General features: G+C 72.5%; 25 protein-coding genes. 5 read left to right on the top strand and 20 right to left on the bottom strand.

Translation table 11 applies throughout. The features are described 5' to 3' along the window. Window positions 1-2: 2 nt before the first annotated feature. From ACQP2Y_RS16925 to ACQP2Y_RS16915, 3 genes are all read right to left on the bottom strand, one after another. The gene (locus ACQP2Y_RS16925) at window positions 3-2,501 is read right to left on the bottom strand and encodes an HAD-IC family P-type ATPase (RefSeq protein ID WP_433729239.1); all 2,499 of its coding nucleotides are present in this window, start codon (window positions 2,499-2,501) and stop codon (window positions 3-5) included. 85 nt (window positions 2,502-2,586) lie between these two features. Beyond that, a complete protein-coding gene (locus ACQP2Y_RS16920) occupies window positions 2,587-4,761 on the bottom strand; it encodes an MMPL family transporter (protein WP_433729237.1) in 2,175 nt (724 codons plus the stop codon). A 54-nt stretch (window positions 4,762-4,815) separates the two neighbouring features. Further along, complete coding sequence (locus tag ACQP2Y_RS16915) at window positions 4,816-5,292, bottom strand: hypothetical protein (RefSeq protein WP_433729235.1); 477 nt, start codon at window positions 5,290-5,292, stop codon at window positions 4,816-4,818. 199 nt (window positions 5,293-5,491) lie between these two features. On the opposite strand from ACQP2Y_RS16915, the gene ACQP2Y_RS16910 reads away from it, so the two are divergent. Then, window positions 5,492-5,920: a DoxX family protein gene (locus ACQP2Y_RS16910; protein WP_433729233.1), complete on the top strand. Its 429-nt coding sequence runs from the start codon at window positions 5,492-5,494 to the stop codon at window positions 5,918-5,920. 47 nt (window positions 5,921-5,967) lie between these two features. Here ACQP2Y_RS16910 and ACQP2Y_RS16905 read toward each other — a convergent pair whose 3' ends face one another. Beyond that, window positions 5,968-6,516 carry a DUF4188 domain-containing protein gene (locus ACQP2Y_RS16905; RefSeq protein WP_433729231.1) on the bottom strand — a complete coding sequence of 183 codons (549 nt, stop codon included), beginning with the start codon at window positions 6,514-6,516 and terminating at the stop codon, window positions 5,968-5,970. 256 nt (window positions 6,517-6,772) lie between these two features. Between ACQP2Y_RS16905 and ACQP2Y_RS16900 the strand changes: the two genes are divergently transcribed. Continuing rightward, window positions 6,773-7,108, top strand: coding sequence for a hypothetical protein (locus tag ACQP2Y_RS16900; protein ID WP_433729229.1), 336 nt, complete (start codon window positions 6,773-6,775; stop codon window positions 7,106-7,108). Window positions 7,109-7,112: 4 nt separating this feature from the next. Here ACQP2Y_RS16900 and ACQP2Y_RS16895 read toward each other — a convergent pair whose 3' ends face one another. The 4 genes from ACQP2Y_RS16895 to ACQP2Y_RS16880 all read right to left on the bottom strand — a co-directional run bounded on the left by ACQP2Y_RS16895 (window position 7,113) and on the right by ACQP2Y_RS16880 (window position 13,943). Further along, entirely contained in the window at window positions 7,113-8,183 is a 1,071-nt protein-coding gene (locus tag ACQP2Y_RS16895) for a hypothetical protein (protein WP_433729227.1), read from the bottom strand. Between the two features lie 147 nt (window positions 8,184-8,330). Continuing rightward, complete coding sequence (locus ACQP2Y_RS16890; RefSeq protein ID WP_433729225.1) at window positions 8,331-9,125, bottom strand: serine hydrolase domain-containing protein; 795 nt, start codon at window positions 9,123-9,125, stop codon at window positions 8,331-8,333. Continuing rightward, the gene (locus ACQP2Y_RS16885; protein ID WP_433729223.1) at window positions 9,119-12,460 is read right to left on the bottom strand and encodes a TIR domain-containing protein; all 3,342 of its coding nucleotides are present in this window, start codon (window positions 12,458-12,460) and stop codon (window positions 9,119-9,121) included. Before ACQP2Y_RS16885 ends, ACQP2Y_RS16890 begins: the two co-directional genes overlap by 7 nt. Window positions 12,461-12,578: 118 nt before the next feature. Continuing rightward, window positions 12,579-13,943 (bottom strand): RICIN domain-containing protein, encoded by a 1,365-nt coding sequence (locus ACQP2Y_RS16880; RefSeq protein ID WP_433729221.1) that lies wholly within the window; start codon window positions 13,941-13,943, stop codon window positions 12,579-12,581. Between the two features lie 260 nt (window positions 13,944-14,203). Here ACQP2Y_RS16880 and ACQP2Y_RS16875 point away from each other — a divergent pair, with 260 nt between their 5' ends. After that, a complete protein-coding gene (locus ACQP2Y_RS16875) occupies window positions 14,204-14,908 on the top strand; it encodes a GntR family transcriptional regulator (protein WP_433729219.1) in 705 nt (234 codons plus the stop codon). 7 nt (window positions 14,909-14,915) lie between these two features. On the opposite strand, the gene ACQP2Y_RS16870 is transcribed toward ACQP2Y_RS16875, so the two are convergent. From ACQP2Y_RS16870 to ACQP2Y_RS16850, 5 genes are all read right to left on the bottom strand, one after another. Further along, the gene (locus ACQP2Y_RS16870; protein ID WP_433729217.1) at window positions 14,916-15,461 is read right to left on the bottom strand and encodes a hypothetical protein; all 546 of its coding nucleotides are present in this window, start codon (window positions 15,459-15,461) and stop codon (window positions 14,916-14,918) included. Then, on the bottom strand, window positions 15,458-17,077 hold the full coding sequence (locus ACQP2Y_RS16865) for a serine/threonine-protein kinase (protein WP_433729215.1): 1,620 nt from the start codon (window positions 17,075-17,077) through the stop codon (window positions 15,458-15,460). Before ACQP2Y_RS16865 ends, ACQP2Y_RS16870 begins: the two co-directional genes overlap by 4 nt. Window positions 17,078-17,133: 56 nt before the next feature. After that, window positions 17,134-17,982 carry a helix-turn-helix domain-containing protein gene (locus ACQP2Y_RS16860; protein ID WP_433729213.1) on the bottom strand — a complete coding sequence of 283 codons (849 nt, stop codon included), beginning with the start codon at window positions 17,980-17,982 and terminating at the stop codon, window positions 17,134-17,136. 52 nt (window positions 17,983-18,034) lie between these two features. Further along, window positions 18,035-18,910, bottom strand: coding sequence for an oxidoreductase (locus ACQP2Y_RS16855; RefSeq protein ID WP_433729211.1), 876 nt, complete (start codon window positions 18,908-18,910; stop codon window positions 18,035-18,037). 69 nt (window positions 18,911-18,979) lie between these two features. Next, entirely contained in the window at window positions 18,980-19,978 is a 999-nt protein-coding gene (locus ACQP2Y_RS16850; RefSeq protein WP_433729209.1) for a GlxA family transcriptional regulator, read from the bottom strand. Window positions 19,979-20,063: 85 nt separating this feature from the next. On the opposite strand from ACQP2Y_RS16850, the gene ACQP2Y_RS16845 reads away from it, so the two are divergent. Beyond that, window positions 20,064-20,432, top strand: a complete 369-nt coding sequence (locus ACQP2Y_RS16845) for a cupin domain-containing protein (protein WP_433729207.1) — start codon at window positions 20,064-20,066, stop codon at window positions 20,430-20,432. 43 nt (window positions 20,433-20,475) lie between these two features. Further along, window positions 20,476-21,360 carry a fructosamine kinase family protein gene (locus ACQP2Y_RS16840; protein ID WP_433729205.1) on the top strand — a complete coding sequence of 295 codons (885 nt, stop codon included), beginning with the start codon at window positions 20,476-20,478 and terminating at the stop codon, window positions 21,358-21,360. Window positions 21,361-21,396: 36 nt separating this feature from the next. On the opposite strand, the gene ACQP2Y_RS16835 is transcribed toward ACQP2Y_RS16840, so the two are convergent. The 7 genes from ACQP2Y_RS16835 to ACQP2Y_RS16805 are packed head-to-tail and all read right to left on the bottom strand — an operon-like array spanning window position 21,397 to window position 25,921. Further along, entirely contained in the window at window positions 21,397-21,786 is a 390-nt protein-coding gene (locus ACQP2Y_RS16835; protein WP_433729203.1) for a DUF302 domain-containing protein, read from the bottom strand. Window positions 21,787-21,801: 15 nt separating this feature from the next. Next, window positions 21,802-22,383: a hypothetical protein gene (locus ACQP2Y_RS16830; protein WP_433729201.1), complete on the bottom strand. Its 582-nt coding sequence runs from the start codon at window positions 22,381-22,383 to the stop codon at window positions 21,802-21,804. Continuing rightward, window positions 22,380-22,640, bottom strand: a complete 261-nt coding sequence (locus tag ACQP2Y_RS16825) for a hypothetical protein (protein WP_433729199.1) — start codon at window positions 22,638-22,640, stop codon at window positions 22,380-22,382. The genes ACQP2Y_RS16830 and ACQP2Y_RS16825 overlap by 4 nt, the downstream gene beginning before the upstream one ends. Before the next feature lie 32 nt (window positions 22,641-22,672). Continuing rightward, a complete protein-coding gene (locus ACQP2Y_RS16820; protein WP_433729197.1) occupies window positions 22,673-23,755 on the bottom strand; it encodes a hypothetical protein in 1,083 nt (360 codons plus the stop codon). Beyond that, on the bottom strand, window positions 23,752-24,549 hold the full coding sequence (locus ACQP2Y_RS16815; RefSeq protein WP_433729195.1) for an ATP-binding cassette domain-containing protein: 798 nt from the start codon (window positions 24,547-24,549) through the stop codon (window positions 23,752-23,754). The genes ACQP2Y_RS16820 and ACQP2Y_RS16815 overlap by 4 nt, the downstream gene beginning before the upstream one ends. A gap of 26 nt (window positions 24,550-24,575) precedes the next feature. Then, window positions 24,576-25,376 carry a zf-HC2 domain-containing protein gene (locus tag ACQP2Y_RS16810; protein ID WP_433729193.1) on the bottom strand — a complete coding sequence of 267 codons (801 nt, stop codon included), beginning with the start codon at window positions 25,374-25,376 and terminating at the stop codon, window positions 24,576-24,578. Beyond that, a complete protein-coding gene (locus ACQP2Y_RS16805) occupies window positions 25,373-25,921 on the bottom strand; it encodes an RNA polymerase sigma factor (protein ID WP_433729191.1) in 549 nt (182 codons plus the stop codon). Before ACQP2Y_RS16805 ends, ACQP2Y_RS16810 begins: the two co-directional genes overlap by 4 nt. Window positions 25,922-26,008 lie beyond the last annotated feature (87 nt).

The following is a 26,008-nucleotide window of genomic DNA, read 5'->3' as shown; positions in this document are numbered from 1 at the left end:
GTTCAGAGGTCGAGGGCCCGTTCCAGCAGGCGGTGCCGCCACATGCCACGCAACACGAAGAACCACATCGGCACGGCGATCAGGATGAGCGGCGCCAGCACCTTGTACGGCGGCAGCAGGGCGAAGTAGTTCGCGGCCGGCGGGATGACCAGGACGACCACGAAGACCGTGAACAGGCCCAGCGCCAGCAGCGCCGGCCGTTTGTCGGTGACCGGCTCGGTCCAGCCGGCGAAGAACCGCCACGGCGGGGCCAGGAAGAGGATCAGGACGAACGCGGTGACGGCCGTGAAGGTCGACAGGGCGGTCTGCGCGGTGACAGTGGCCGCCGCGTCCGCGAACCCGGCGTCGGTGCCGCTGACCCCGGTGTACGCGCTGAACTTCTGCAGGACCTCGGCCGGCACCGCGCTGCGGCCGATGCCGACCTCGACGAGCTCGTGGACCACGGCGTAGATGGCGACCGCGAAGGCCGCTGTCACCAGCGAGGCGGGGCCGACGAAGCGCGCCAGGCTGCTGACCATCCGCGGGTCGAAGCGCCGCGGCGGGGCCCACCGGGTCAGGAAGAACGTCGGCAACCCCACGGTGAACAGGGTGAGGGCGACCTGCGCCGGCTCGTACGGGAAACCCAGGCCGAGCACGGCCACCGCGATGATGATCAGGGTCGACGTGGCGACCCGGGCGAGGAACAGGTTCAGCGAGGTGCCGATACCCGAGATGATCCGACGGCCCTGGTGCTGGGCGGCGGTCAGGGCGGAGAAGGAGTCGCCGAGCAGCACGAGGTCGGCGATGTCGCGGGTGACGGCGCTGCCGCTCTGCATGGCGACACCGATGTGGGCGCGTTTGAGGGACGGGATGTCGTTCACGCCGTCGCCGATCATCACCGTGTAGTGGCCCTGCCGGCGCAGGGAGTCGACGATCCGGTGCTTCTGCCCGGGTGCGATGCGGCCGAACACCGAACGCTCCTGGACCGCGCGGTCGAATTCCGCTGGGCTCAGCTCGTCGAGCTCGTCACCGGAGATCGGTGCGGTGCCGGGCAGCCCGACCTGGGCCGCGAGCGCGGCGACGGTGCCGGGGTCGTCGCCGGAGACGACTTTGACCCGTACGCCGGTGTCCCGCATCTCGCGCAGCACCTGCTCGACGTGGGGCCGCAGCTCGTCGCGGAGCACGACCAGAGCGAGCGCGCGCAGCGGCGGCAGCCGGGGCGTGCCGGCCGCGTCGAACAGGCTGTGCCCGGGGTCCGACGCCTCGGCGAACAGCAGGACCCGGTAACCGCGGCTCGTCCAGCCAGCTGCCTCCCCCCGCAGCGGTTCGGGCGCGCCCGATCCCAGCTGCGGGGCGAGCCGGTCGAGCGCGCCGAGGACGTACTGCCGCTCGCCGGAGATCGCGCTCCACCGTCGTGCGGAGGAGAACGGGACCTCCTGGCTGACCGGGAACGCCGTACCGGCGAGGGCCTCGGCGAGAGCGGTGGTCGTCGCGTTGCCGGCGCTCACGCTCCGGGCGAAGGAGCCGAGCATCGGGGGTACGTCCGCAGCGGCGCCGGCGCCCACCGGGATCACCCGGTCCAGTTGCAGCTTGCCGGTGGTCAGTGTGCCGGTCTTGTCGGTGCAGAGCACGTCGACGTTGCTCAGCGCCTCGACCGCGTTGACCCGCTGCACCAGTGCTCCGCGCGCCGCCACAGCCGCGGCGCCCGTGGCGTAGGCGACCGCGACGAGCAGGAACAGCCCGTACGGGATCAGGCCCGAGAGCACCGCGGCGTCCTTGACGATCTGCAGGAAGGACAGATCGTTGATGGCCGCCTGCACCAGGATCGTGATGCTGAGCAGCGCGACGACCAGCATCACCGCGCGGACGATCTGGTTGATCCGGCGTTGCAGCGGGGTCGGTTCGCTGGTCCAGCCGCGGGCCACCACCGTGAGGTCGTGGGCGTGGCTGGCCGGGCCGACGGCCTCCGCCCGCTGGAAGCCGTCGCCGGCCAAACAGGAGCTGCCCGACAGCAGCAGGTCACCCTCCTGTTTGACGACCGGCTCCGACTCACCGGTCAGCAGCGACTCGTCGCACTCGAGGCGGCCGGCGGTGACCAGCGGGCCGTCCACCACGATCTGATCGCCGGGCCGCAGGTGGACCAGGTCGCCGCGGACGACCCGCTCGGGCGGCACCGCACGTTCGGTGCCGTCGCGGACGACCTGTGAGCTGCCGCGGTGCAGCACCTTGAGCTGATCCAGTTTCCGTTTCGCGCGGATCTCCTGCCCGGAGCTGATCACGGAGTTGATCAGGCCGAGCCCGACGCTGATGACGGCGTCGTTGGTCCGGTCGAGCAGCAGCAGGGCCACCCCGATGCCGAACAACAGATTGTTGAACAGGGTGAAGACGTTCGCCCGCAGGATCGCCCGGTAGGAGCGCGAGGTGCCCGCCGTGGCCGTGTTGCCCTCGCCGCGGGCGTGCCGCTGGGCCGCTTCGGCCTCGGTGAGACCACCGGGCTGCTCCCGCACCTGTGCTGTCGTCATGGTCGCCGTCCGTCCGGGGTCTCCCGGCCCATCCTGCCGACCGGCCGGCGGTCGTGCGGGCGGTTCCGGCGGACCGGGGCAGCGGTCATCGGGCTGGTTCGGCGATCGGGGCCGGCTCCTCGTCGGCGGGTGCCGCCGCCGGTACGGGTGTCCGCAGCTTGCTGCCCTCGACGTCGAGGTCCGGCAGGGCCCGGTCGAGCCAGGCGGGAAGCCACCATGCGGAACGGCCGAGCAGCGCGAGGACCGCGGGCACGATCGTCATGCGTACCAGGAAGGCGTCGACCAGGACCGCGGTCGCCAGGCCGAGCCCGGGCATCTTGATCTGCAGATCGGGGGCGAGCATGAACCCGGAGAAGATGCTGATCATGATGATCGCGGCGGCGGTCACCACCCGGGCGCTGGCCGAGAAGCCGTCGACGATCGCATGGCGCGGGCCGGCGCCGGCGACGTACTCCTCGCGCATCCGGGTCACCAGGAACACTTCGTAGTCCATCGCGAGGCCGAACGTGATGCCGATGATGAAGATCGGCATCATGCTCACGATCGGCCCGGTCGCCGGCACCCCGAGCAGGCCGTTGAGCCAGCCCCACTGGAACACCGCGACCATGACACCGAAGGTGGCCCCGACGGTCAGCAGGAAACCCAGGGTGGCCTTGACGGGTACGAGCACAGACCGGAAGACGACCAGCAGCAGCAGGAACGCCAGCCCGACGATCAGGGCGAGGTAGGGCAGCAGCGAGTCGCTGATCGTGGCGGACGCGTCGATGTTGACCGCGGTGAGCCCGGTGACCGACACGTCGCCACCGGGAACGCCGGCCGTGGCCGTCCGGATCGCCTCGACGGTGTCGGTGGTGACCGGGTCGTTGGGGCCGGTGGTGGGGACCACCTGGAAGATCGACACCGTTCCGGTGTCCGAGCTGCGAGGCGGGCTGACCGACGCGACACCGGGCACAGCGGCGACCGTGGCGCTGACCGCGTTGACGTCGGGTCCGTCGACGACCACGGTCAGCGGGCCGTTGTAGCCGGCGCCGAAGCCCTCGGCGACCAGGTCGTAGGCCTTGCGCGGAGAGGAGTCGGCGGCAGCCATGCCGTCGTCGGGCAGCCCGAGGCGCAGGTCGAGCGCGGGCACGGCGGCCAGGCCCAGCACCGCGACGCCGGTGACCACGGCGATCAGCGGGCGGCGCAGCACGAGCGAGACCCACCGGCGGCCGGCGGTGTTCCCGGTGGTCGTCGCGGCGGGGGTACGGCGGGCGCGCCGGCCCACGATGCGGGGACCGGCGAAGCCGAACATCGCCGGCAGCAGAGTCAGCGCCATCAGGACGGCGATCGCGACCACCCCGGCGGAACCCAGCCCCATCACGGTCAGGAACGGCACGTTGACGACCATCAGCCCGACCAGCGCGATGATCACGGTCAGCCCGGCGAAGACCACGGCGGAACCGGCGGTCGCGACCGCCCGGCCGGCGGCCTCCTGCCGTTCGTGGCCCCGGGCGAGCTCGGCCCGGTAGCGCGAGGTGATGAACAGGGCGTAGTCGATGCCCACGGCGAGTCCCAGCATCAGCGCCAGGGTGCTCACCGCGGAGGGCATGTCCACCACGGCCGAGACCAGCGCGATCGACGAGAATCCGATGACGACGCCCAGGATGGCGGTCAGCAGCGGCAGGCCGGCGGCCACCAGCGAGCCGAACGTGACCAGCAGCACCAGCGCGGCGACGACCACACCGATGATCTCGGCGTTGCCCATGGCGAGCTCACCCTCGACCGCGTCACCGCCGGCCTCCGCGGTCAGCCCGGCAGCCCGGGCGCCGTCGAGGGCGGCGGTCAGCGCGTCCCGGGCCGCCGGGGTGAGGTCGTCGCCCCGTACGCCGTAGGTCACCTCGATGATGCCGATCCGGCCGTCCGGGCTGGTGGACCGCTCGTCGAGCGGGGTGACCGCCGATACCTGGGGTGCGGCGCCGAGGCGGCCGATCAGGCCGGTGACGGCGGCGGCGTTCGCCGGTGTCGTGAGTGTCCCGCCCTCGGCGGCGGCTACGACCACCTGCGCCTCGGATCCGCCCGCATCGGCCTGAGGGAACTCGCGCTGCAACGTCTCGATGGCCTGCTGGGCCTCGGTGCCGGGAACCTCGAGCCCGTTGGTGGGGGTGCCGGCGAAGAGCATCGAGCCACCGACGGTGAGCCCGAGCGCCAGCAGCCACCCGACCAGCACCAGCCGGCGCCGGCGGAACGCGAGAAGGCCCAGCCGGTACAGGTATTGCGCCATGGAAATCAGTCTCCTCAGGAGGGTTGTCAACAAATTCAGAGCTGCGGCGGGTCGTCACAGACCGGCTTGGACCCGGGCCTTCCGGATCGCCTGGGCCACCTCGTCCGCTGTCCACCGCACCCCGTCCGAGCAGAGCGTCCAGTGCACGTCGCCCCGGCCGTCGGCCCGTCGCCGCGCGGTCAGCCAGCCGGCCGGTCTCCCGAAGCGATGCAGGCGTACATGCAGCAGGGTGGTTGCCGCGATCCGCTCGCGGGCGAGTTCGACGAACCGGTGCTCGCCGGTCAGCCGCACGACGAGACTCGCCGTGGTCCGGACGAAGGTGAGCTCGCCGCGACCGGCGTCCCAGTCGGCCCGGTCGATCTGGTCCCAGCCCAGCCGGTGCCACGGCTCCAGCTCCCGTGGGTCTCCCTGGTGGTAGACCGCGCACCGGGTGGCCACGACCTGCCGGTTGCGCGTGCTGTCATGGGCGCTGATGAGCACCCGCTCGCCTCGGGGCAACAGCGGGCGTGGCTTTCTGCGTTGCTCGACCATGTCGTCACGATGGCCCGCCGCGGGTGCCGGGCGCGTCCTCCGGCCGTGGTCACCGCCGGCTACCACGCACCGGCCTTCCAGGCCCCGCCGGCCGGGCGCACTACCACGGCTGTAGTAGGCCGCAGTGTCGATTCTGGTAGGACGCGCGGCCGGCCTGACCTGGGCGATCGTTACCGGGGTCTACCAAGAGGAGCAAGCCGTGATTCGATCCGCGGGTACCACCGGCACCGGCGCCAAGGCCGGCACCATCGCGCTCTGGGTCCTCCAGATCGCTCTCGGGCTGGCGTTCGTCATCAACTTCGGCCCCGGCAAGCTGCTGGGCAGCGACCAGGCCGTGCAGACCTTCGCGGAGATCGGCGCCGGGCAATGGCTGCGCTATCTGACCGGCACCCTGGAGGTCGCCGGCGGGATCGGCCTGCTCATCCCCCGGCTGAGCGGGCTCGCGGCGCTGGGCCTGGTCGGGGTCATGAGCGGCGCCATCCTCACCGAGCTCGTCCTGCTCGACGGCGACGTGCTCGTACCGCTGATCCTGCTGGTCCTGCTGGCGACCATCGCGTGGTTCCGCCGGGACCGCACTCTGGCCCTGGTCGAACACCTGCGGCCGCGCACATCCCACCGACAGGTCTGAACCCGCCCTGGACGGGGCGCGACGCCCTCAATCTCTGCCGCCTGGGATCAGCGCCCATCGGCAGTCGGTGCCCGGTCCGCCCGCGGATCGGCCCACCAGCGCGCGTCCCGGACCTGACGCAACGCCCCGAAACCGGTCGGCGGCATGTTGCCGTACATCCCGTGATGCGAACCCGCGGCGGAGATCAGCATCTCGTGCCAGACGCCGACGGAATCGCTCGACCCGTAGTGCCACCAGTACCGGCGCTGAGCCGCACGGTGCGGCTGGGTCGCGTCGCTCGCGAAGCGGTACAGGTCCTCCGGCCGGCGCCAGTACTGGACCAGCATCGCCTGCCGGGGACCGGGCCCGAACAGCAGCCGGTAACCCAGCAGGCCGCCGTCGGGGGCGCTCGCCAGCTCGCGCAGCATGCCGGGCATCGCGAGCAGCAGCGGCAGCCAGTGCCGGATCCCGCGCCACCGGTTGATCCTGATCCCGAGCAGGAAGACCACCACCGGCTCGGCATTGCCGGCCACCACCTTCCCGGGCCGGACAGCATCCTTACGGCGGTCCCGCAGCCACTCGGGCCGGCGCAACAACCGGACAGCGTCGATCAGCACGGAAAGCACTCCGATCAGTGGGTTTCCCTCGGCGCGACAGCCCGGGCTGAGGCGAATCCGACGCTAGGGGGAGACACCAGCAATCGACACCCCAACGGTGCAAAGCAGACCGAACAACCCGTACGGCGTGCACCAACGCGCACGAAGCAGGGCGTGCGCCGTACCAACGGCGTCAAGGATCGGACACACCATCGATCGCCGGCGACGTGGCCGTCACTATGGACTGGTCCGGCCGGCTTTCGCCGAGGAGCTGATCATGCTCACCGTTCGCCTTTCCAGCACTCAGCCCCTGCCCGGCGGCGGGACCCCCGGGTCGAGCGCCGTGCAGCGGGGCTTCCGGGTCGGGGTCGAGATCAGGCCGTACTTCGAGGCGTACCGGGTCGCTTTGGTGTGGACGCCGGACGGCTGGCAGAGCACCCGGTACGCCTCCGGCCAGCTGACCCAGATCGCCAACGGCGGTGAGATCTGGTCGGCCGAGGCCAGCTGGGTCGTGACGCAGCCGACCACCTTCTTCTACGCGGTGGTGGGCGTCGGGTTCGATGGCCAGGTGTGGGACAACAACGGCGGCTGGAACTACCGCTGGGTGTCCTGACCGCTCATCCGGCTCCGAGGCGCAGCCGTGCCGCTACGTGGCTCGTGAACCAGGCGAAGAAGTCGCTGGTCGGGCCGAGGCCCGAGCGGACCGCGGCGCGCCAGTCGGGTCGGTTGAGTACGGCAAGGTACTGCTGCGCGATGCGGTCCCGCTGCTCGGCTGTGCAGCCACATCGCTCCGGAGGCTCGGCCAACAGCCGGTCAGCGATGATCGCGGCATCGACGTACCGGTTCGCCGTCGGCGGCTGCCGGGCGAGGTGAGCAGCATGCGCGGTCAACACGGCAGGTGCCGGCGGGTAGTGCTCGAGGGTCATGCTCATGCCCTGGCACTCGGTCATGGTCCGCAGGAGCCGGCCGGTGTGATCGATCAGGTCGTCGTCGGCATCGGGGCTGGTGATCGCTTCGTGCAGGTGCGCCGCGGTGGCGACCTTTCCGGCGAAGTAGCCGTTGAGGTGGTCGCCGTCGCAGGCATGACGCAGCAGCCACGCCCGGGAACTGGCCGCGCCTTGTCGGCACAGCGCCTCGACGACGTGGACCCGGCCCCAGCCGGCGACGCGCTCGGCGAGCCACAGCAGTGCTTCCGTACCTCCGCGGCGGTGTTCCAACGCCGCTGCGGCCCACGGCCCGAACCGGTTCGAGAGCAGACCGATGGTCTGGATCAGCGGGATGTCGGCCTCGGCCCGGCCGGCGGCGAGCAGCGCAAGTCCGACCGTGGCGGCATTGCGGTCGGTGCTGTGCCGCACCAGCCACCGGCCGGTCTGCCGCATTCGCTGCCGATCCGCGCGCAGCGCCGCAGCAGCGATGCGGTCGTTGCGATGGATCGGGACGTCGACATCGTGGAAGGCGTCGACAAGGTCACTCGCCGGCGCGTCCGGCTGGCCGAAGTGCCGGTCGAGAATGGCGGCGACATCCTCTGCCCGCCGCGTCGAGGGCCGCGCGCGGTGACGGTCTGCGTCCGGATACGGCTCACCGTTGCGAGGCAGAACGCCGTCGGGATGCTGTTGATGGAGACGCAGAGCGTGTGCGAACAGAGTGATCTGGGGTCCGAGCAGTCCAGGCTCGGTCGTCACGCTCACCGGCGGACGGAGGACTCGATTCTGTCGATCATGGCCGCGATCATGCCACTCCCCACGTCCCTCATCAACTCGGTCCCTGGCCCAGGTCTTCGATCAACGCGTTCATCAGGCGGACCGTGCGGGCCTCGTCGTCGTCCAGAGCCAGGATCACGAAGTCGGCGCCCCGCTCCGGGAGGCGGCCCGCTGGGTGCTCACCCCCGGCCACCGGCCGCCGTGCTTGTGGAGCGGCTGTCCCTTGTGCTCCAGGACGTCGATGCCCCATCCGTAGACCAATGGCGTGCCGTCGTTGAGCCGGCCCGGGGTGTGCAGGAGCTTGGCGATGCCGAGCTCGTCCCGTTCGATGGCAAGGTTCCACCGCATCAGCTCTTCCGCCGTGGACTGCACCCCACCGTCGCCGGCGACGTCGGAAAGGTAGTGGCTGGTGGCCATGCCGAGCGGCTCGAAGATGTGCGCGCGGGCGAACTCGGTCAGCGGTTGGTCCGACGCCCGGTGGATGACGACTGCCAGGCAGAGGTAGCCGACGCTGCAATAGCGGAACTCGGTCCCCGGCGGACTGACCGGCCCGTCCGCCGCGGAGAGGGCCCGGATGACATCCGCGGCCGTACGGGGAGGCGTGGTCAGGTAGTCATCCCAGAATCCAGTTAGCTCGGGCAGCCCGCTGGTGTGGTTGAGCAGGTGCTGCATCCGTACGCCGTGGGCCCACTCCGGCAGCTCGGGCAACCACTCCCCCAGCATCGACGCGGTGTCCAGCCGGCGCTGCTGCACGAGCAAGGCCACGCAGGCGGCGGTGATCTGCTTGGACAGCGAGGCGACGGGTACGGCGGTGTCAGCAGTGAGCCCGCCATGAGCCGAGTAGACCGGCGGGCGCCCAGCGCGCCGCGTTCCGACGACCAGCGGCTCCTCGGTGCCGTAGCCGGCGTGCCGGATCAACGCGGTCAGCATGTGCTCTCGAAGGGGATCTCGGGGACGTAGCGGGCCCATTCATCGGCGGTGAGGCCGCGACCGCTCACCGCGCACGCCTGCCGGGCCGGGTCGGCGGCGACGTCCTTCGGCACCGTGATGTCCCAGAGTGTGACGGCGGTGCTCGGGGTGCCGTACGCGCCGCCCGCGGCCAGGGTGCGGCCGTCCGGGCTCAGCGCCGTGTAGAAGCTCTGCAGCTCGGGGCTTTTCATCGTGGCGTACCGGATCGGGGTGGCCGGATCCGCGATGTCCCACAGCATGATGGCATTGTCCAGGCTGGCCGTGGCCAGCGTGCGCCCGTCGGGGGTGAAGGCCAGCGACAGGATCTCGTTGGTGTGACCGATCAGGGTGGCGATGCGGCTGGGCCGGGACGGGTCGGCGACGTCCCAGAGCATCGCCGCCGCCTCGTTGTCCGTGCCGGCGGCCAGGGTGCGGCCGTCCGGGCTGAAGGCGAGCGTGTTGGCGGTGTAGCCGATGAATTCCGAGAGGGCGATCGAGGTGAGCCGCACCGGGACGGATCGGTCGGCCAGGTCCCACAGGGAGACGTTGTAGCCCTCGGCCACGGCCATCGTGCGCCCGTCCGGGCTGAACGTGATGGCCGTCAACGTCTTGCGGACGGCAATCGTGGCCAGCAGCGCCGGGTGCCGGCGGTCGGCCAGGTCGTACAGCGTGGTCTTGCCGTCGCGGCGCCCGACGGCCAGGGTACGGCCGTCCGGGCTGAACGCCACCGCGTACACGAGGTCGCCTTCCTCGGTGATCGTGGCCAGCTGGGCGGGTGCGGCCGGGCGGGCCATGTCGAACAGCGTCACCGTCTTGTCCGCGCCGGTGGCCGCCAGCGTACGGCCGTCCCGGCTGAGCGTGACGGCCTCGACCTTGCCGGTGCTCAGCGGTACGGCGTCCCGTCGCACGGGACGGGTCGGCTCGGTCAGGTCCCACGGGACGGCGGATCCTTGATGGCCGGCGGCGAGCAGCGAGCGGCCGTCCGCCCCGTACGTCAGTCCCACGATGCTGCCCGGGTACGGCCCGGGCAGCTCGGCGATCGCGTCGCGGGCGAAGCGGCCCCGGGTGTTCCACAGCGTCGCCGTCCGGCGGTCTCCGACTGTGATCAGCGTGTGGGAGTCCTGGCTGAAGGTCATCGACCCGACCGGACCACCCCGGGTCGTCACGGTGGTCACCTGGGTCGGCAGCCACGGCCACCCGTCGTTCTGGTCGACCGTCCACAGCGTGGTCGACCCGTCCGAGTCGCCCAGGGCCAGCATGCCTCCGTCCGGGCTGAACCTCATCGTGCTCAGGTGCGCCTCACCGGACGCCGCCACCTGTGAGGAGCCGCGCCGGGGCTGGGCCGGGTCGGTCAGGTCCCAGAGCCGCATGTAGTCGCCGTACTCCTCGACGGCCACCACCGGCAGCTTCGGGTTGAACTCGACGGCGGCGTCGACGACCGGGTCGCCCCAGAGCTGGGTGAGCGCGGCCCCGCGGACCGGGTGGGCCGGATCGGTCAGGTCCCAGACGGTGACCGCGGTGCCGCTGGTCACTCCGGTGCGCCCGTCCGGGCTGAACTTCAGGGGGTACGCCCCGGGCAGCGTGGACAGCGTCGACGGGGTCGCCGTGCTGAGGTCCCACAGGACGGTGTTCTTGTCGCGGTTGCTCGTGGCCACGGTGTGCCCGTCCGGGCTGAACGTGACTGCCACGATCCCCGCGGCGTCGGGCAGGGCTGCCTTCCGTACCGGATGGGCCGGGTCTGTCACGTCCCACAGCACCGCCTGCGGGCTGCCGTCGCAGACGGCCAGGGTCCGCCCGTCCGGGCTGGTCGCCAGCGTCTTGTCCGCCGTTCCACCGGCCGGCAGCAGGCCGATCCGGACGGGCTTCGCCGGGTTCGCCGTCGTCCACAGCGTCACCGTCCCGCCGGGCCCGGCGACGGCGACCACCTGACCGGCGACGGACTCGGCATCAACCGCGTCGGCCAGGGCGCCGGCGTAGTGCGTCGACATGGCGAGGTGGCTGAGCTCCTCGAGCGTCTGGTCGTCGGTGTGCAGGCGCTCGGCGGCCACGGCGAGCATGAGGGCCTTCTGCGGGTCGTCCGTGATCATCGCGCGGGCCCGGCCCATCAGCCGCCGGTTGATCACCATGCGCTGCTGCAGGGCCATCTGCTCGCGCTGGCGGCGGGCGTCCGCGGCGGCTTCCCGGGCGAGTTTCTCCTGCTTGATGCGTTCCTCGTTGGCCTGCCGGGCCAGCTCGCGGTGGTGCCGGGCCAGCTTCTCCTGCTCCTTGGCGCGGGCCGTCGCCTGCTTCGCCAGTTCCTGCTGCCGCCGCGCGTTGGCCAGCTGGTGCTCGGCGTTCTCCCGCTGGCGCGCCGCGTCCTCGGAGGCGTCCTGCGCTGCCGCCTGCTGCCGCTCGGCGTTGGCCTTCTGCCGGTCGGCGTTGGCCCGGAACTGCTCGGCGTTGGCCTGCTCGCGCTTCGCCTCCGCGGCGGCGTCCTCGGCCAAGGCCTGCTGCTCCTCCGCGAGCTGCGCCTGCCGTTCGGTCTCGGCCACGGCGTCCTGCGCCTTCACCTCCTGCACGCGGGCGTTCTCCTGCTGGCGCACCGACTCCTCTGTCGCGCGTTCGGCCGTGCCGCGCTGCTCGGTCGCCACCCGCTGCTGCCGGACGGCCTCGGCCGCGGCGGCGTTGGCCCGGCCGGCGTTGCGCGTGGCGACGACGCCGGCCAGCGACGCGAGCAGGGTGAGCAGCACCAGCGTCGCCACCGCGACGGCCGACAACCGCCGGGCCCGGCGGTGGTACCGGACGTCCTCGCCCTCCAGCTCGTCCTTGCTCACCCCGTGCATCGGGGCGGCGAGCTGGGCGATCGCGTCGCGGAAGCGGATGTGCTGCAAGCTCAGGTGTACGTCATCACGAGCCCAGCGCAGGTCAAGGTAAAGCGGTTCCTCGGTGAACACGCCCCGCAGCGCAGCCGGCACCGCCGTGGAATCGGCGGTGAAGTCTTGGGCGCCGGCGTCCCAGCGCCACTCGCCGTCGGTCACCACCGGGAGGATGCGGTCCGGTGACTTGGTCGCCACCCAGTGCTCGATCTCCCGGTTCACCCACGGCGAGCTCGCCGCCTCGGGCGAGGCCAGCAGCACGAAGTACTTGGAGCCGTCCAGGGCCTGCTGGATGGAGCTCCACAGCGCGGGCGTCACGGCCAGCCCGGTCTGGTCCCGGAAGATCCACAGTGCGCGGCGCCGGTGCCACGGCTTGGCCAGCCGGTGCAGACCCCGCTGGACCGCGGGGGCGAGACGCCCGTCGGCGGCATGGCTGTAGGAGATGAACCCGTCGAACGGCATGACTGTCCCCGTAATCCGTTTGATTGACGGGGACCGATTCTCCACGTCACCGGCGTACCGGTAAAGCGGTCGGGCCGGGCGTCCTGGGGACGCCCGGCCGACCGGTGTCGCGGTCCTGTCAGAGCTTGCCCCAGAGCTGGTTGGCCGTGGCGGCGCAGTCCCAGAGCTGCAGGGCGGCGCCGTTGCTGCCGACCCAGTCCTTGATGTCCACACACCGGCCCGACGAGACGTTCACCAGGGTTCGGGCGGAGGTGAGGGTGAACCGCTGCACCGGGTTGGCGTTGCAGTCGGCCAGCTGGATGCGGGTGCCGTTGGCCAGGGCGCCACCGGCCGGGTCCATGCACTTGCCCATCGCGCGCAGGGTGCCGTCGGACTGGAACGCCCACTTCTGCGCGTCGCTGCCGTTGCACTCCCACGTCTGCAGGAGCGCCCCGGCGTTCGCCACGGCGCCCGGGATGTCGATGCAGCGGCCGCTGAAGTTCGACTGCAGCATCGTGGCGCCGGTGGCCGGCGGCGTGGTGGTCGGCGGGTTGGTCGTCGGGGGTACGCCGGGGTCGCAGTCGTTGGTGCTGACGACGTTGTCGGCGTGCGCGGTGCCCGCCGACCGGTAGCCGTTGATCGCCGCGGTGGCCTGCGCCGGGCTCAGCACCTGCTTCTTGGCGTGGTAGACGTAGTCGACCGACTGCAGCCAGGTGCTGGTGCCGCCGGCGTGCCCGGCCAGGTCGATGAACCACTGGTTGAAGTCGATCGACATGTTCTGCCGCGGGTAGACCTTGCCCGAATGGTCACCGACCAGCGCGCCGTCGATGTAGTACTTCACGTGTCCACCGGAGACGGTCGCCATCACGTCGTGCCAGCCGTTGATGCTGCGGGCCTGCTGGCTGTGCTGGTTGTCGGCGTACCAGGGGTCGGCGACGTAGGTGTACCAGGAGGTCTGGTAGTTGATCGGGCCCGCCTCGCCCCAGCCGCCGTTCGGCAGATACTCGGAGAAGTCCAGCTCGGAGTAGGTCGGATCCATCGGCGCGGCCAGCGGGGAGATCGTGTAGAAGGTCTGGTTCACGTGGTCGCCGTCGGAGCCGCTCGCCGGGGCGTCGGAGAACTTGATCCGGGCCAGGTAGGTGCCCTCGAAGAACCGCCGGTTGCTCTGCGAGAACTCGGCGTGCGACGTACCGCCGGCGGTGCCGTCAGTGACCGCCTTGAGCTGGGCGACCTTCTGCCCGTCGACGGTGGGGAAGGAAACGTTGTCGGCGAGCCACCGGGCACCGGCCACGCCGGGGCCACCGGAGTTGCTCCGGATGCTCCAGCCGCGCTGGCCCAGCGCCGCGTCGGTGCGCGAGGCGTAATTGAAGTCGTCGAAGAGCACGCCGCAGCCGGCGGCGGCACTGCTGCTCGGCGCGGCGGCGATGCCGATGCCGGTGAGGGCCGCGGCGGTCGCGGCGATGGTCGCACCGATGGCGACCTTGCGGGTTGACGTCAGACCCATGGGGGGTGGGCTCCTTCGGGTGAGAGGCGCCGGCGGGCCTGATGGGGGTGCCCGCCGGGATACTGCGCGGCCGATCTGACCACTGGTCAGTAAATCGACTGCCCGAGTACCGTCGTCCATGCCAGTGGTCCACGTCAATACCTGCTTGTGCCGGTTTCCTCTTTGCCCTTTGCCATAAGGCCCTGGGTACTCGACAGGACACGCACTGAACCGCGACACTGTGCGAGATAGACCACTGGACAACTTCTGTGGGGGACGCGGTGCGGCGTGCTGAGGTACGGGACAGACTGCGCGAGCTGATCGACACCCGGGCCCCCGGCGACCCGATGCCGTCGGAACGGTCCCTCTGCGAGCACCTCGGCGTCTCGCGGCCGACCGTACGGGCCGCCATCGACGACCTGGCCCGCGACGGCCTGCTGGTCCGCCAGCACGGGCGGGGCACGTTCACCAGTCCACAGAAGATCTCCCAGGAGATCCCGGCGGCGTCGGGCCTGCCCGTCCCGCCGGCCGACGGCGACTGGCTCAGCGAGGTGCTGGAGTTCCGCACCGAGTCGGCGGGCGCCCGGCTCGGCCAGCGGCTGCACGTCTCCCCCGGCGATGACCTGCTCTATGTGAAGCGCCGGCGGATCGTCGACGGCGAGCCGATGGCCCTCGAAGAGATCAGGCTGCCCGCGGCGCTGGTCCCCGGCATCGCCGCCGACGACTTCGTCTCCGGCTCGCTGTACAAGCTGCTCCGCGAGCGCTACCAGGTGGATCCGACGGACGCGGTGCAGACGATCGCGCCGACGGTCACCGACGCGGGCGAGGCCCGGCTGCTGGGGGTGCCGCTGTACTCACCGGCTCTGCTCTTCGAACGCACGACCCGCGACGGCGCGGGCCGGGTCATCGAGTTCACCCGCTCGATCTACCGCGGGGACCGCTACCAGATCACCAGCCACCTGAAGCTCGGACCGAACTCGGGCTGAGCCGGCCTCAGGGGGTGTAGACGACGGCCATCCGGGTGAGTTCGCCGTTCTCGGTGGCGACGGCGACCATGGCCTCCTTGTTGAGCTTGAACCACCCGGCGAACTCCCGCTCCGTCATGGGGCACGTCCCGCCCTTCTCGGGCGCGTCGATGCACACGTCCCCGTTGGAGTCCTCCCACGTGTAGTACTTCACCGTCGCCGCGATCGGGACGGTGACCTTCGTGTGGCTCTCCTCGGTCACGTACTCCGCATGGACGCACCGGCCGTCCGTACGCTTGATCTTGAAGGCGCGGCAGTACGCGTCGCCGGTCATGAAGATGATCGGCTCCACGACGGCGGACGCGTTCTCCGGGTCGTACCCGTGCATCTTCACCACCGACGTGGTGCTGCCCTGGGTGAGGTCGGCGAACCGGGGCTGCGGCACGGGCTTCCTGCTCGCCGCCGGCGCCGATGAGGCGGGCACGGGCGGGGGTGAGGCTGAGACATCCGGCGGGTTGGTGCCGCACCCGCCGGCCACGAGCACCAGCAGCACGGCGAGCAGTTTGCGCTTCACAGTTTCACGACCTCCGCGTGGGCGAACGCGGCCCGGGCGTCGCCGCTGATGACGTCGTCGATGACGCCGAACGTGACCCGGCCGGACGCGAGGGACGCCTGGTCGAGCCGGGTGGTGAGCAGGGCCGCACCCGCCACCGAGACGGTGGCCTGCTCGTCCCGTACGAGAATCTCGACCGGGCGGGCGCCGCCCAGCTCCGTACCGGTGAGCGTGGCCTTCACTTCGGCGGTGACGCCGTCCTGGGTGTCCACGCCCAGCCGGACCTCGGTCTCGCAGATCGAGACCAGGTAGGCCTTCGCACCGGCGACGCGGAACCAGATCACCGCGCACGCCCCCGGGGTGAGGATCGCCGCGTCGACGGTGATCGCCTGGTCCCCGGCGAACTTCTCCGCCGGTCCTTCGCAGCGGTACACCGGCGACATCCCGGTCCGGGCCTCGAGCCGGCCCTTGTCGAAGACGCACCGCCCGTCGGCGTCGGTGCGGGTGTCCCGCCACTGGCCGGGCCGGTCGAGGCGGTCGACGATCGCCAGGCCACCCGCGGCCCGCTGCCAGGACGGCGCGGGAACCGGACCGTCACCGGACGAGGAGCGGGTCTGCGCGTTCGTCGCCAGGCCCAGCCGGGGCAGCACCTGGGCGGTGACCAGGCCCGCCACGGCCAGGGCCAGCACGGCCGCACCGGCCAGCACCATCCGCCGGGTCCGGCCCGCTCGTGCGCCGCCCCGGGAGATCCGGTGGGTGCGCTGCGCGGCCGTGGCCACCTCCAGCAGCTCCGGGCGGATCATCTCGGTCTTCTCGTCGGCGCCCAGGTCCAGCAGCAGGTCGAGCAGCTCGTGCGCGGTGGGCCGTTCCACCGGGTCCTTGGCCAGCGTGCGGGCCACCACCCGGCGCAGCGCCTCCGGCAGCCCGGACAGCTCCGGCGGCTGGGTCAGGATCCGGGCGGCGGTCGCCGCGGGCGAATCCGCCCGGAAAGGGGTCCGGCCGGTGCCCGCGTACGCGACCACGGCGCCCCAGGCGAACACGTCGGCGGCCGGGCCGACCACCCCCCGATGGTCGGTGTCGAAGCGTTCCGGCGCCATGTAGGCGACCGTGCCGACCATCTGATCGGTACGCGTGTGCTGGCTCGTCACCTCGAAGGCCCGCGCGATGCCGAAGTCGATCACCTTGGGGGTGCCCAGCGCGAACAGCACGTTGGCCGGCTTGAGATCACGGTGGATCACCCCGGCACCGTGGATCGCGGCCAGAGCTGTCGCCACCCCGACCGCGACGCTGTGCAGGCTGCCGCCACCGAGCGGGCCGTGCTCGGCGATCACCTCGGCCAGGCTCGGCCCGTCCACGTACTCGACCACCAGGTACGGCGTCGGATGGTCGGGATCGGCGTCGAGCACCTCGGCCGTGCAGAACGGCGGGACCTGCCGGGCGCGGTTGACCTCGCTGCGGAACCGGCCGCGGAACTCGGTGTCGTTGGCGTACTCCGGCCGGATCATCTTGACGGCAACCAGCCGGCCGCCGGCATCCCGCCCGAGGTAGACGGCACCCATGCCGCCCTGGCCGAGCCGCCCGAGCAGCCGGTAGCCGCCCAGCTCGGCCGGATCCCCCGGCAGGAGTGGATCAGTCACGGGCAGGACGATACATCGAGAGCCTTCAGCCGCCCGCCGCGCCGGGCCTCACCGGCTCAGGTCGCTACGCCGGGCCGCTCGGCCGGCGTCAGCGCCGCCGAGGCGAGCAGCGCCAGCTTGTCGGCCGCGTCGGTGCCCGCGTCCGGGTGGTAGATGACCAGCATCTGGCCGGCGGTGCCGCTGATGCCGAGTTTCTCTCGGTTCAGGCGCAGCTCACCCACCTGCGGGTGGTCGAGGTGCATCGGGGCACCTTCGCGCACCCGTACGTCGTGACGCCCCCACAGCTGCCGGAAACGCGGGCTGGCCAGCGACACCTCACCGACGAGCTCGATGAAGCGGGGGTCGTCGGTGTCGGTGCCGACGGATTCGCGGAAGCCCGCGACCAGGCGCTCGGTGTCCGTGTCCCAGTCCGGGTACAGCTCGCGCTCGGCGGGCTCCAGGAAGACGTCGCGCAGCCGGTTGCCGCCCACCACCAGCCGCGGTGACAGGGCGGTGGCCAGCGCGTTCGCGGTCAGGACGTCGAAGTATCGGCCTTCCACGAACGCGGGCAGCGGCAGTGTGGCGACGAGCTTGGCGATGCCGGCCGGGACGCTCTCGCGCCGCGGGCGGCGTCGCGAGCGGCGGGGCTTCTCCGCCCCCAGACCGAGCAGGTACGCCGTACCGTCGTCGTCCAGGTGCAGCACCCGGGCCAGCGACTCCAGCACCTGCACGGACGGGTTGCGGTCGCGGCCCTGCTCCAGCCGCAGGTAGTAGTCGGCGCTGATCCCGGCCAGCATCGCGACCTCCTCCCGGCGCAGCCCCGGCACCCGCCGCAGGCCCAGCACGGGAATGCCGGCCTGCTCGGGGGTCACGAGCTCGCGGCGGGCACGCAGGTAGTCGCCCAGCGGGTTCGACTCGACGCTCATGGCTTCACGGTAGGCCGCGGCCCGAGCCGGTGCCTGGTCCTGCGACCCCCACTCATGCGGCGATGGCGTCGAGTTCGGCGATAGTCCCGGCGTCCAGGTCGAGGGTCGCGGCGGCGAGGTTCTCCCGCAGGTGCGCCACTGACGACGTACCCGGGATCAGCAGGATGTTGGGCGAGCGGTGCAGCAACCAGGCCAGCGCGACCGCCTTCGCCGGCCGGCCCAGCCGGGCCGCGACCGTGTCCAGCACGCCCGACTGCAGCGGGTTGAAGCCGCCCAGCGGCCAGAACGGCACGTAGGAGATGCCCTGGCCGTGCAGGTCGGCGATGATCGCCTCGTCCCCGCGGTGCGCGATGTTGAACCAGTTCTGCACGGTCACGATCGGCGCGATCGACTGCGCCTCGCGGATCTGCCCGGCGTCGACGACCGACACCCCCAGGTGCCGGATCTTGCCCTGGTCGCGGAGCTCGGCCAGCGCGCCGAAGGGCTCCGCGAGCGAACCGGGCACCGGCGAGTGCCCGTCCGCGCCGCCGCCGACGCGCAGGTTCACCACGTCCAGCGCCTCGACGCCGAGGGTGCGCAGGTTCGACTCGACCTGTTCGCGCAGCTGCCGCGGCGAGCGGGCGTGCGGCCAGCCGCCGTTCTCGTCGCGCACCGAGCCGACCTTGGTGACGATGTGCAGGTCGTCGCCGTACGGGGCCAGCGCCTCGCGGATGATCTCGTTGGTCACGTGCGGGCCGTAGAAGTCCGCGGTGTCGATGTGGTTGACGCCCGCCTCGACCGCCGACCGCAGCACCGCCACGGCCTCCGCGCGATCCCGGGGCGGGCCCCAGACCCGCGGCCCGGCGAGCTGCATGGCGCCGTAGCCCATCCGGACCAGGGCCGGGCCGTTCTTGATCTCGAATACTCCACCGAGCATGTTCTCTGTCATGCGGTCAAGGGTGCGGCGCGGTCCGCGCGGCAGGCAGACCTCCAGTGATCCTGGGAGTGACAGGGACAGTCAGGCCGAGGTCTCCGGTGCGGCGAACCGCCGGCGGTAGTCCGCCGGGCTCAGCCCGACGTGCCGCTTCAGCAGGCCGCGCAGGTTCGCCGCCGAGCCCAGCCCGGACCGCCGGGCCACGACGTCGAAGCGCTCGTCCCCGCCCTCGATCAACCGGCAGGCGAGCGCGACCCGTTCCGCGGTCAGCCAGGCCAGCGGCGTCGTGCCGGTCTCCCGGCGGAAGTGGCGATGCAGGGAGCCCGCCGTCATCCCGGCCCGGCGGGCCAGATCCGCCACCGCCAGCGGCTCGGTGAGGTGTTCGCGCGCCCACGCCAGCACCGGCGCGAGCGACCGGTCGGCGTGCACCGGCACCGGACGGTCCACGAACTGCCGCTGGCCGCCGTCGCGGAAGGCGGCGAACACCAGCCGGCGGCTGACCCGGTTGGCCACCTCGGCGCCGTGGTCGCGGCGGACCACGTGCAGCCCGAGATCCAGGGCCGCGGCACTGCCGGCCGAGGTGAGCAGGTCACCGTCGTCGACGTAGAGAACGTCAGGTTCCAGGTGTACGGCGGGGAAGCGCTCGCGGAACTCGTCGGCGAGCTGCCAGTGCACCGCCGCCCGGCGCCCGTCCAGCAGCCCGGCCTCGGCCAGGGTGAAGGCGCCGGTGCACAGCCCGATGAGGCGGGCCCCCCGCTCGTACGCGCGTCCGATAGCCGCGAGCACCCCGGCCCGCGACGGCGTTTCGACGTCGGGCCGGTTGGGGACGATCACCGTGTCCGCCTCGTCCAAGTCGGCCAGCGTCCCCGGCGCGCTGACCGCGAACAGGCCGTCGCGCATCGAGGTCCGCCGCCGCGGTGACACGACCCGCAACCGGTACAGCTCCCGGCCGATCTCCGGCCGCAGCGGCGCCCCGAAGATCTCGCACGCGCAGCCCACCTCGAACGGGTTCGAATGCTCGTCCACGATCAGGGCGACGCGATGCGGACGCCGCCCGCCCGGCGGTGAGGATTCTTGCGACATCGGCCATTCCTAGCACTGTCCGCGGCCCGGCCGCGACGCCATGATCGAAGCCGTGGGTGACCCGACGAGCGCGAGGAGCAGTGCGATGCTGCAGAAGATCACCGTGGCGGACGAGGCGGCCGGCCTGACGGAGTTCTGGTCCCAGCGCGTCGTCGCGGCCGCGAACGGCAACCTGTTCAAGGTGGCCAAGGGCACCGGCTCGACCACCTGGCACGCCCACGAGGACCAGGAGGAGACGTTCCTGCTGCTCAGCGGCGAGCTCACCGTGCAGCTGCGGGACGGCGACGTGCACCTGCGGCCCGGGGACCTGCTGGTCGTCCCCCGCGGGGTCGAGCACTGCCCGACGGTGGTGGGCGAGGCCCGGTTCCTGCTCGTCGGCCCGGAGGTCACCTCGACCGAGGCCGGCGGCAAACCCGCCTGGAGCCTGCCGCCGTCGGCCGATCCGGACAGCTGACCCTAAGATCTGGCGCACGGGCACCGCGGACGGAGGAGCTTTCTTGACCCACCCGGCGACGTTCCTCCTCGACCGCCTGCACCGGGCCGGGATCAGCGATGTCGTCACGGTCGAGCCGGTGACCGGCGGGCTGGCGGCGCTCGCGGGCATAGCGACGCGCCGGGACGCGCCGCCGGTGTTCGTCAAGGCCTTCGCCGACCCGCCGGACGACGACGTCTTCGCCGCGGAGGCCGAGGGGCTGACGGCCCTGCGCGAGCTCGGCGGCGTGGCGACCCCCGACGTGATCCGGGCCGATCGGGAACTGCTCGTGTTGTCGGTGCTGCGGCCGCGGCCGCGCGATGAGGACTTCTGGGAGCAGTTCGCGCACGCGCTGGCCCGCCTGCACCTGAGCACCGTCCACGGGCGCTTCGGGTGGCACCGCGACAACTGGCTGGGCCGTCGCCGGCAGACCAACACCTGGAGCGAGGACGGTTTCGCCTTCTTCGCCGAGCACCGCCTGCTGCGGTGGCTCGGGCAGCCCCGCGTCGACGCGGCGCTCGACGCGGGCGACCGGGCGGCGCTGGAGCGGCTGTGCCGACGCCTGCCCGACCTGCTCCCGGACCGGCCGGCCTGCCTGACCCACGGCGACCTGTGGACCCAGAACGTCCTGTCCACCGCGGACGGCCGGCCCGCGCTGATCGACCCGGCAGTGTCCTACATGTGGGCCGAGGTCGACCTCGCCCACGTCTGGTCCACCTCGCCGCCGCCCGAGGCGGGGCGGTTCTTCGCCCGCTACGCCGAGCTGACCTCCCTCGACAGCGACTGGCCGGCCCGGATGCCGATCATCCAGCTGCGGCAGCACCTGGCGGTGCTGGCCCAGTTCGACGACGACTGGGGCGCGGCCGACCAGATCCGGGCGACGCTCGCCCCGTTCCGGACGCTGAGCTGACCGGACGCCAAGTGCGGCGCGGTCCGCCGGTCAGCGTCAGCCGCTGACCTCGGCCACCAGGGCGTCCAGCACACCGCGGAGTCTGGCCAGCGTCTCGGCCTGTCCCGCCAGCTCGAAGTCCTCGGCCATGGCTTGAGGGTCCCGGAACGCGACCTGCGTCCCGTCGTCGCCGGACCACACCAGGATGCGCAGCGGCAGGTCGAGGCCGGCGCGCGGATCGGCCTGCATCAGCGGCGTGCCGGCGGCAGGGTTGCCGAACACCAGCACGACCTCGTCGGACAGCTCCAGGCCGACGCCTCGAGCCCCGGCCGCGTGATCGATGGTCGCGAACAGCGTGGTGCCACGTCGCTGCAGGGCGGCGGTCAGGTGCCGCACCGTCGTCGCGACGTCGGACCGGGAGCGTGCGGTGATCAGGGCAGCCGACATGGCGTCTCCTCCGTATCAGGACGCCCCAGTCTGGCGCACCCTGGCGGCGTACGAGATGACCCCGGCCAGCAGCAGCACCGTGGCGGTGATCGCGGCCGGGACGCTCCCGGCCGGCTGGATCAGCCAGAGCAGGGACTGCTGCCAGGCCGGGCCGCCCGGAACGGCCAGCATCGCCTGCAGGGCCGACCACACGACCGGGGCGGCCCAGGCCAGGCGCGTGCCGAGCAGCGCGACGCCGAGTCCGATCAGCCCGGCCAGGCCGGCGCTGTTGCGGATGATCTGCCCGGCCGGGCCGAAGTCGGCGCCGGCCACCCGGGCGACCAGCAGCAGCACCGCGACGAACGTGCCGGCGCCGAGCAGGTGCAGGGCCCGCCGGGGTGGCCAGGGCAGCGCCGCCGTCTGCTCCAAGGCGTCGTCGTCGCCGGCCAGGGTGGGGATCAGCGGCGCGAGGGCGAGCACAACAGTGAGCGCCGCCAGGCCCGGGCCGGCCTCGGGCGACCAGATCAGCGCGACGGCGGAGACCGTGGCCAGCGAGATCGCCACGGCGGGCGGGACCCGTCGTGAGCGCAGGTAGAGCGGCAGCCAGCGGGTGATCATGCGGTCGGCGCGCCGGTGAGGAGGCTGCGGAGGTCGTCGGTCCGGCAGGCGCCGGCCGCGTCGCGCAGGGCGGTCACCCGGCGTACCTGTTCCTGCTCGGGCCGGCTGCGCAGGGTCTGGACCGTCGCGGTGATCTCGGCCCGGACGCCCGGGTCGTAGGAGAGCTGGTCGTCGGTCAGGGGTAGCACGTCGACGCCCATCAGCCAGGCGCCGGCCGCGCCCAGGGCCACCGGGTCGCCGAGCCGGCAGCCGTTCATCGTGGTGCCGGCGCCGTTGACGATGTTCGCGGTCAGAGCCGTCGGGTCCAGCGCTCTCGGCCGGAACAGGTCACCGGTGCCGCCGAGGCGGTTGTCGGGGTCGACGCGGAACAGGACCGTGGCGGGTTCCGCCTTCGGTGTGGTGCCGCGGAACTGCGCGGGGTCGAAGGTGGAGGCGGCGTCGGCGCGCCACTGGACCGCGCGGGTCGGTGCGCCGGCAGCTTGGCGAGCAGGGTGAGTGCTCGGCGCACCGCCGGGGTGACGGTCGGCAGTTCGTAGGCGTACCCGGCGGTCACACACACCTCTGGTGTGCCGTCGGCGCATACCAGCCGTTGCGCGGCCGCATCCACCTGGTACCGGGCGCCCGGGCCGAGGGGCGTGACGGCGACGGCGAGCACCATCCCTGCGGCAGCCGCGGCGAGACCCGCGGCCCGCAGGAGCCGGGACGCGCCGGCGCCGAGCAGCAGACCGCCCAGGAGCAGGCCGGCGCCGAGCGCCAGCCGTCCCAGCAGCGCCTCGGTGTTGAACGACTCCCAGGCGTTTCCCGGCGGCGGCAGGTTCAGCGTGAGGTTGCGCAGCCGGCTGTCCGCGGCGGTGAACTCCACGGCGACCTGGCCGACGAGGACCAGGGCGGCCAGCGCCGCGGGCAGCGCCGGTGTCGGCCAGGCCCGCGCGGCGGCGAAGCCCAGCCACCCGGCGCCGACGAGGACGGTGATGTCCACCAGGGCCGGCAGCGCGCCGGCGACGTTGAGCAGGCCGCCGGTCGCGCCGATCACAGTGGCGCCGATCGCGAGCGTCAGCAGGTGCGCCCACGTCACGGCCACGGCCAGCGCCGCCGCGGGCGGGAAGACCTTCTGCCAGCGGGGCCGGCCGGTGCTGCTCATCAGCTCGTCCGCCCTGGTGCGCGCCTCGCGCCGGCCGAGCATCGCGCCACCGGCCAGCGCCAGCGGTACGAGCAGCAACAGCCCACCCGCCTGCTGGTAGGAGAAGAGCAGCCACTGCCGGTCCCACTGGTGCATCGACGCGGCGAGCACCAGCGCACTCGCCAGCAGCAGCAGGACGCTGAGCGTGAGGGCGTTGGAGCGCCGCACCTCGGTACGGATGACACGGATCATGCGGCGCTCCGATGCTCGCGCAGCAGCACCGAGTAGCCGCGCTCGGCTGCGCTGTCCCCCACGCCGTCGTCCGCCCCGAGGCGCGCCAGTTCGTCGGGCCGGCCACGGAAGACCAGCCTGCCCTCGTCGAGCAGCAGGACGTTGGTGCACGCGGCCACCACGTCCTCGACCAGGTGGGTGGAGACCAGCACGCAGGACGTGTCGCCGAGGTCGCGCAGCAGTTCGCGGAATTCGACCCGCTGCTCCGGGTCGAGCCCGACGGTCGGCTCGTCGAGCAGCAGCAGGTCGGGCTCGTTGACGATGGCCTGGGCGATGCCGGCCCGGCGCAGCATCCCGCCGGACAGCGATCTGAGCCGCGAGCCGGCGCGGTCGCTCAGCCCGACCCGGTCGATGGCCCGCTGGGTGGCCGCGGGCACCTCGGTGGCGGGGACCTCGCGCAGCCAGGCCATGTACTCGACGTAGTCGCGGACGGTGAACTTCGGGTAGAAGCCGAAGTGCTGCGGCAGGTACCCGAGCCGGGAGCGCAACGTGCGCAGCGTCCGGCGGTGCCTGACGTCGTGGCCGAGCAGGCGCAGCCGGCCGTCCTTGGGCCGCACCACGGTCGCCAGCGCCCGCATGAGGGTGGTCTTGCCGGCGCCGTTCGGGCCGAGCAGCCCGTGCACGCCGGAGCTCAGGGTCAGGTCGAGCCCGTCGACGGCGAGCCGGGAGCCCGCCTTGACCCGCAGGCCGGTGGCCTCGACCGGCCAGGCCTCGGTCGAGGGGGCCAGTTCGTCTGCGCTGACCGCGCGAACCATGGATGCTCCTTTGTCGCTCGGGGACGTCAGTTCCAGCTGGTGTGGTGCCGGTGGTCGTCAGCCCGCAGCAGGGCGAGCCCGGCGAGGGCCACGGCGGCCACTGCCCATCCGGGCAGGCTGGCGGGTTCGATGAGGACAGGCTGACGGTCAGCGATCAGAGTGGGCAGAGCGACCGCCAGCACCCAGGCGCCGGCCAGCAACGCCGCGGCCCGGCTCACCCCGATCAGCCCGCCGAGCAGCAGCGCCGCGGCGGTGAACGCGAGGCACGGCAGCAGCCACAGCGCGGGATTCGTGCCCAGGCGCCAGCCCACCGCGGCGAGCGGCAGGAGCACGATCACCAGCACTACCACCGTGCGGCGCAACAGCAGTTCGATGCCCGCCCGGGCCGTACCGGAGACGGTCTCCCAGGCTGGGTCGGAGCGCCGCGACCAGGCCACCGCCAGCCCGCCCAGCGGCGCGACCGGCGCCAGCAGCAACACCACGGAGGACCCTGCCGCGAAGGCCTCGTCGAGCAGGAACGCGGCGGTGACGGCCAGCAGGGTGACCAGCGCCCACGGCAGGACGGACCAGGAGGCCCAGCGGTGCGACAGCCGGCGCAGGCGGCGGCGTCGCACGGGAGGCGGGCCGTTGCGCGCCTGCGCCAGGACGGCCAGCCGGGTGTGGGCGAGCATTTCGCGTACGGGGGCAGTGACCTGCCCGGCCAGCCGGTCCTGGCAGTCCCCGCAGGTCTCCAGGTGGGCCTCCACCGGCCAGGCCAGCACGTCGTCGGCCCCCATGGCGCCGGTCGCGTACGCCTGCAACGTCGCCGCCGATACGTGCGCGGTCATGACAGTGCCTCCCGCATCGCGTTGCGGGCGCGCCGCGCCCGGCTCTTCACCGTGCCTTCGGGCAGCCCCAGCAGCACGGAGGTCTCGCGTACGGAGAGCCCGTCCAGGACCATGGCCCGCAGCACCGCCCGCAGCTCCGGCGCGAGCTCGGCCAGGGCGGCACCGAGCTCACCGCCGACGGTGCCGGCCAGCGCCTCGTCCTCGGCCGCCGGGATGCTGACCACCGGCACGTCCTCGGCGGGCGCCTCGAGCCGCCGGGCCTGCCGGCGCAGGGCGTCGACCAGGCGGCGCGCGGCGATCGTCCAGAGCCAGCCGGCGGCCCCGCCACCGCGCGGCCGCAGGTCGGCGAACGACCCGGCCGCGCGCCACACGGTGAGGTAGGTGTCCTGCAGGACCTCAGCGACGAGCCCGTCGTCGGAGCAGCGGCGCCGCAGCCGGACCGCGATCGCCGGGGCGGTCCGGCGGTACAACTCGTCGAACGCCGCCAGGTCACCCTGGGCGACCCGGCGCAGCAGCCGCTCCGCGTCCGGCACGTTCGCTCTCACACCCGGTTGATCGCTGCCGGGCGCGACGACGGATCACCAGCTCCTATGACCTGGGTCACAGCCAGGCTCCAGCGGACCGAGGAACGC

The sequence above is a fragment of the Actinoplanes sp. CA-051413 genome (assembly GCF_050955795.1).
Taxonomy (GTDB): Bacteria; Actinomycetota; Actinomycetes; order Mycobacteriales; family Micromonosporaceae; genus Actinoplanes.
This window is presented reverse-complemented; position numbering and strand designations above follow the sequence as displayed.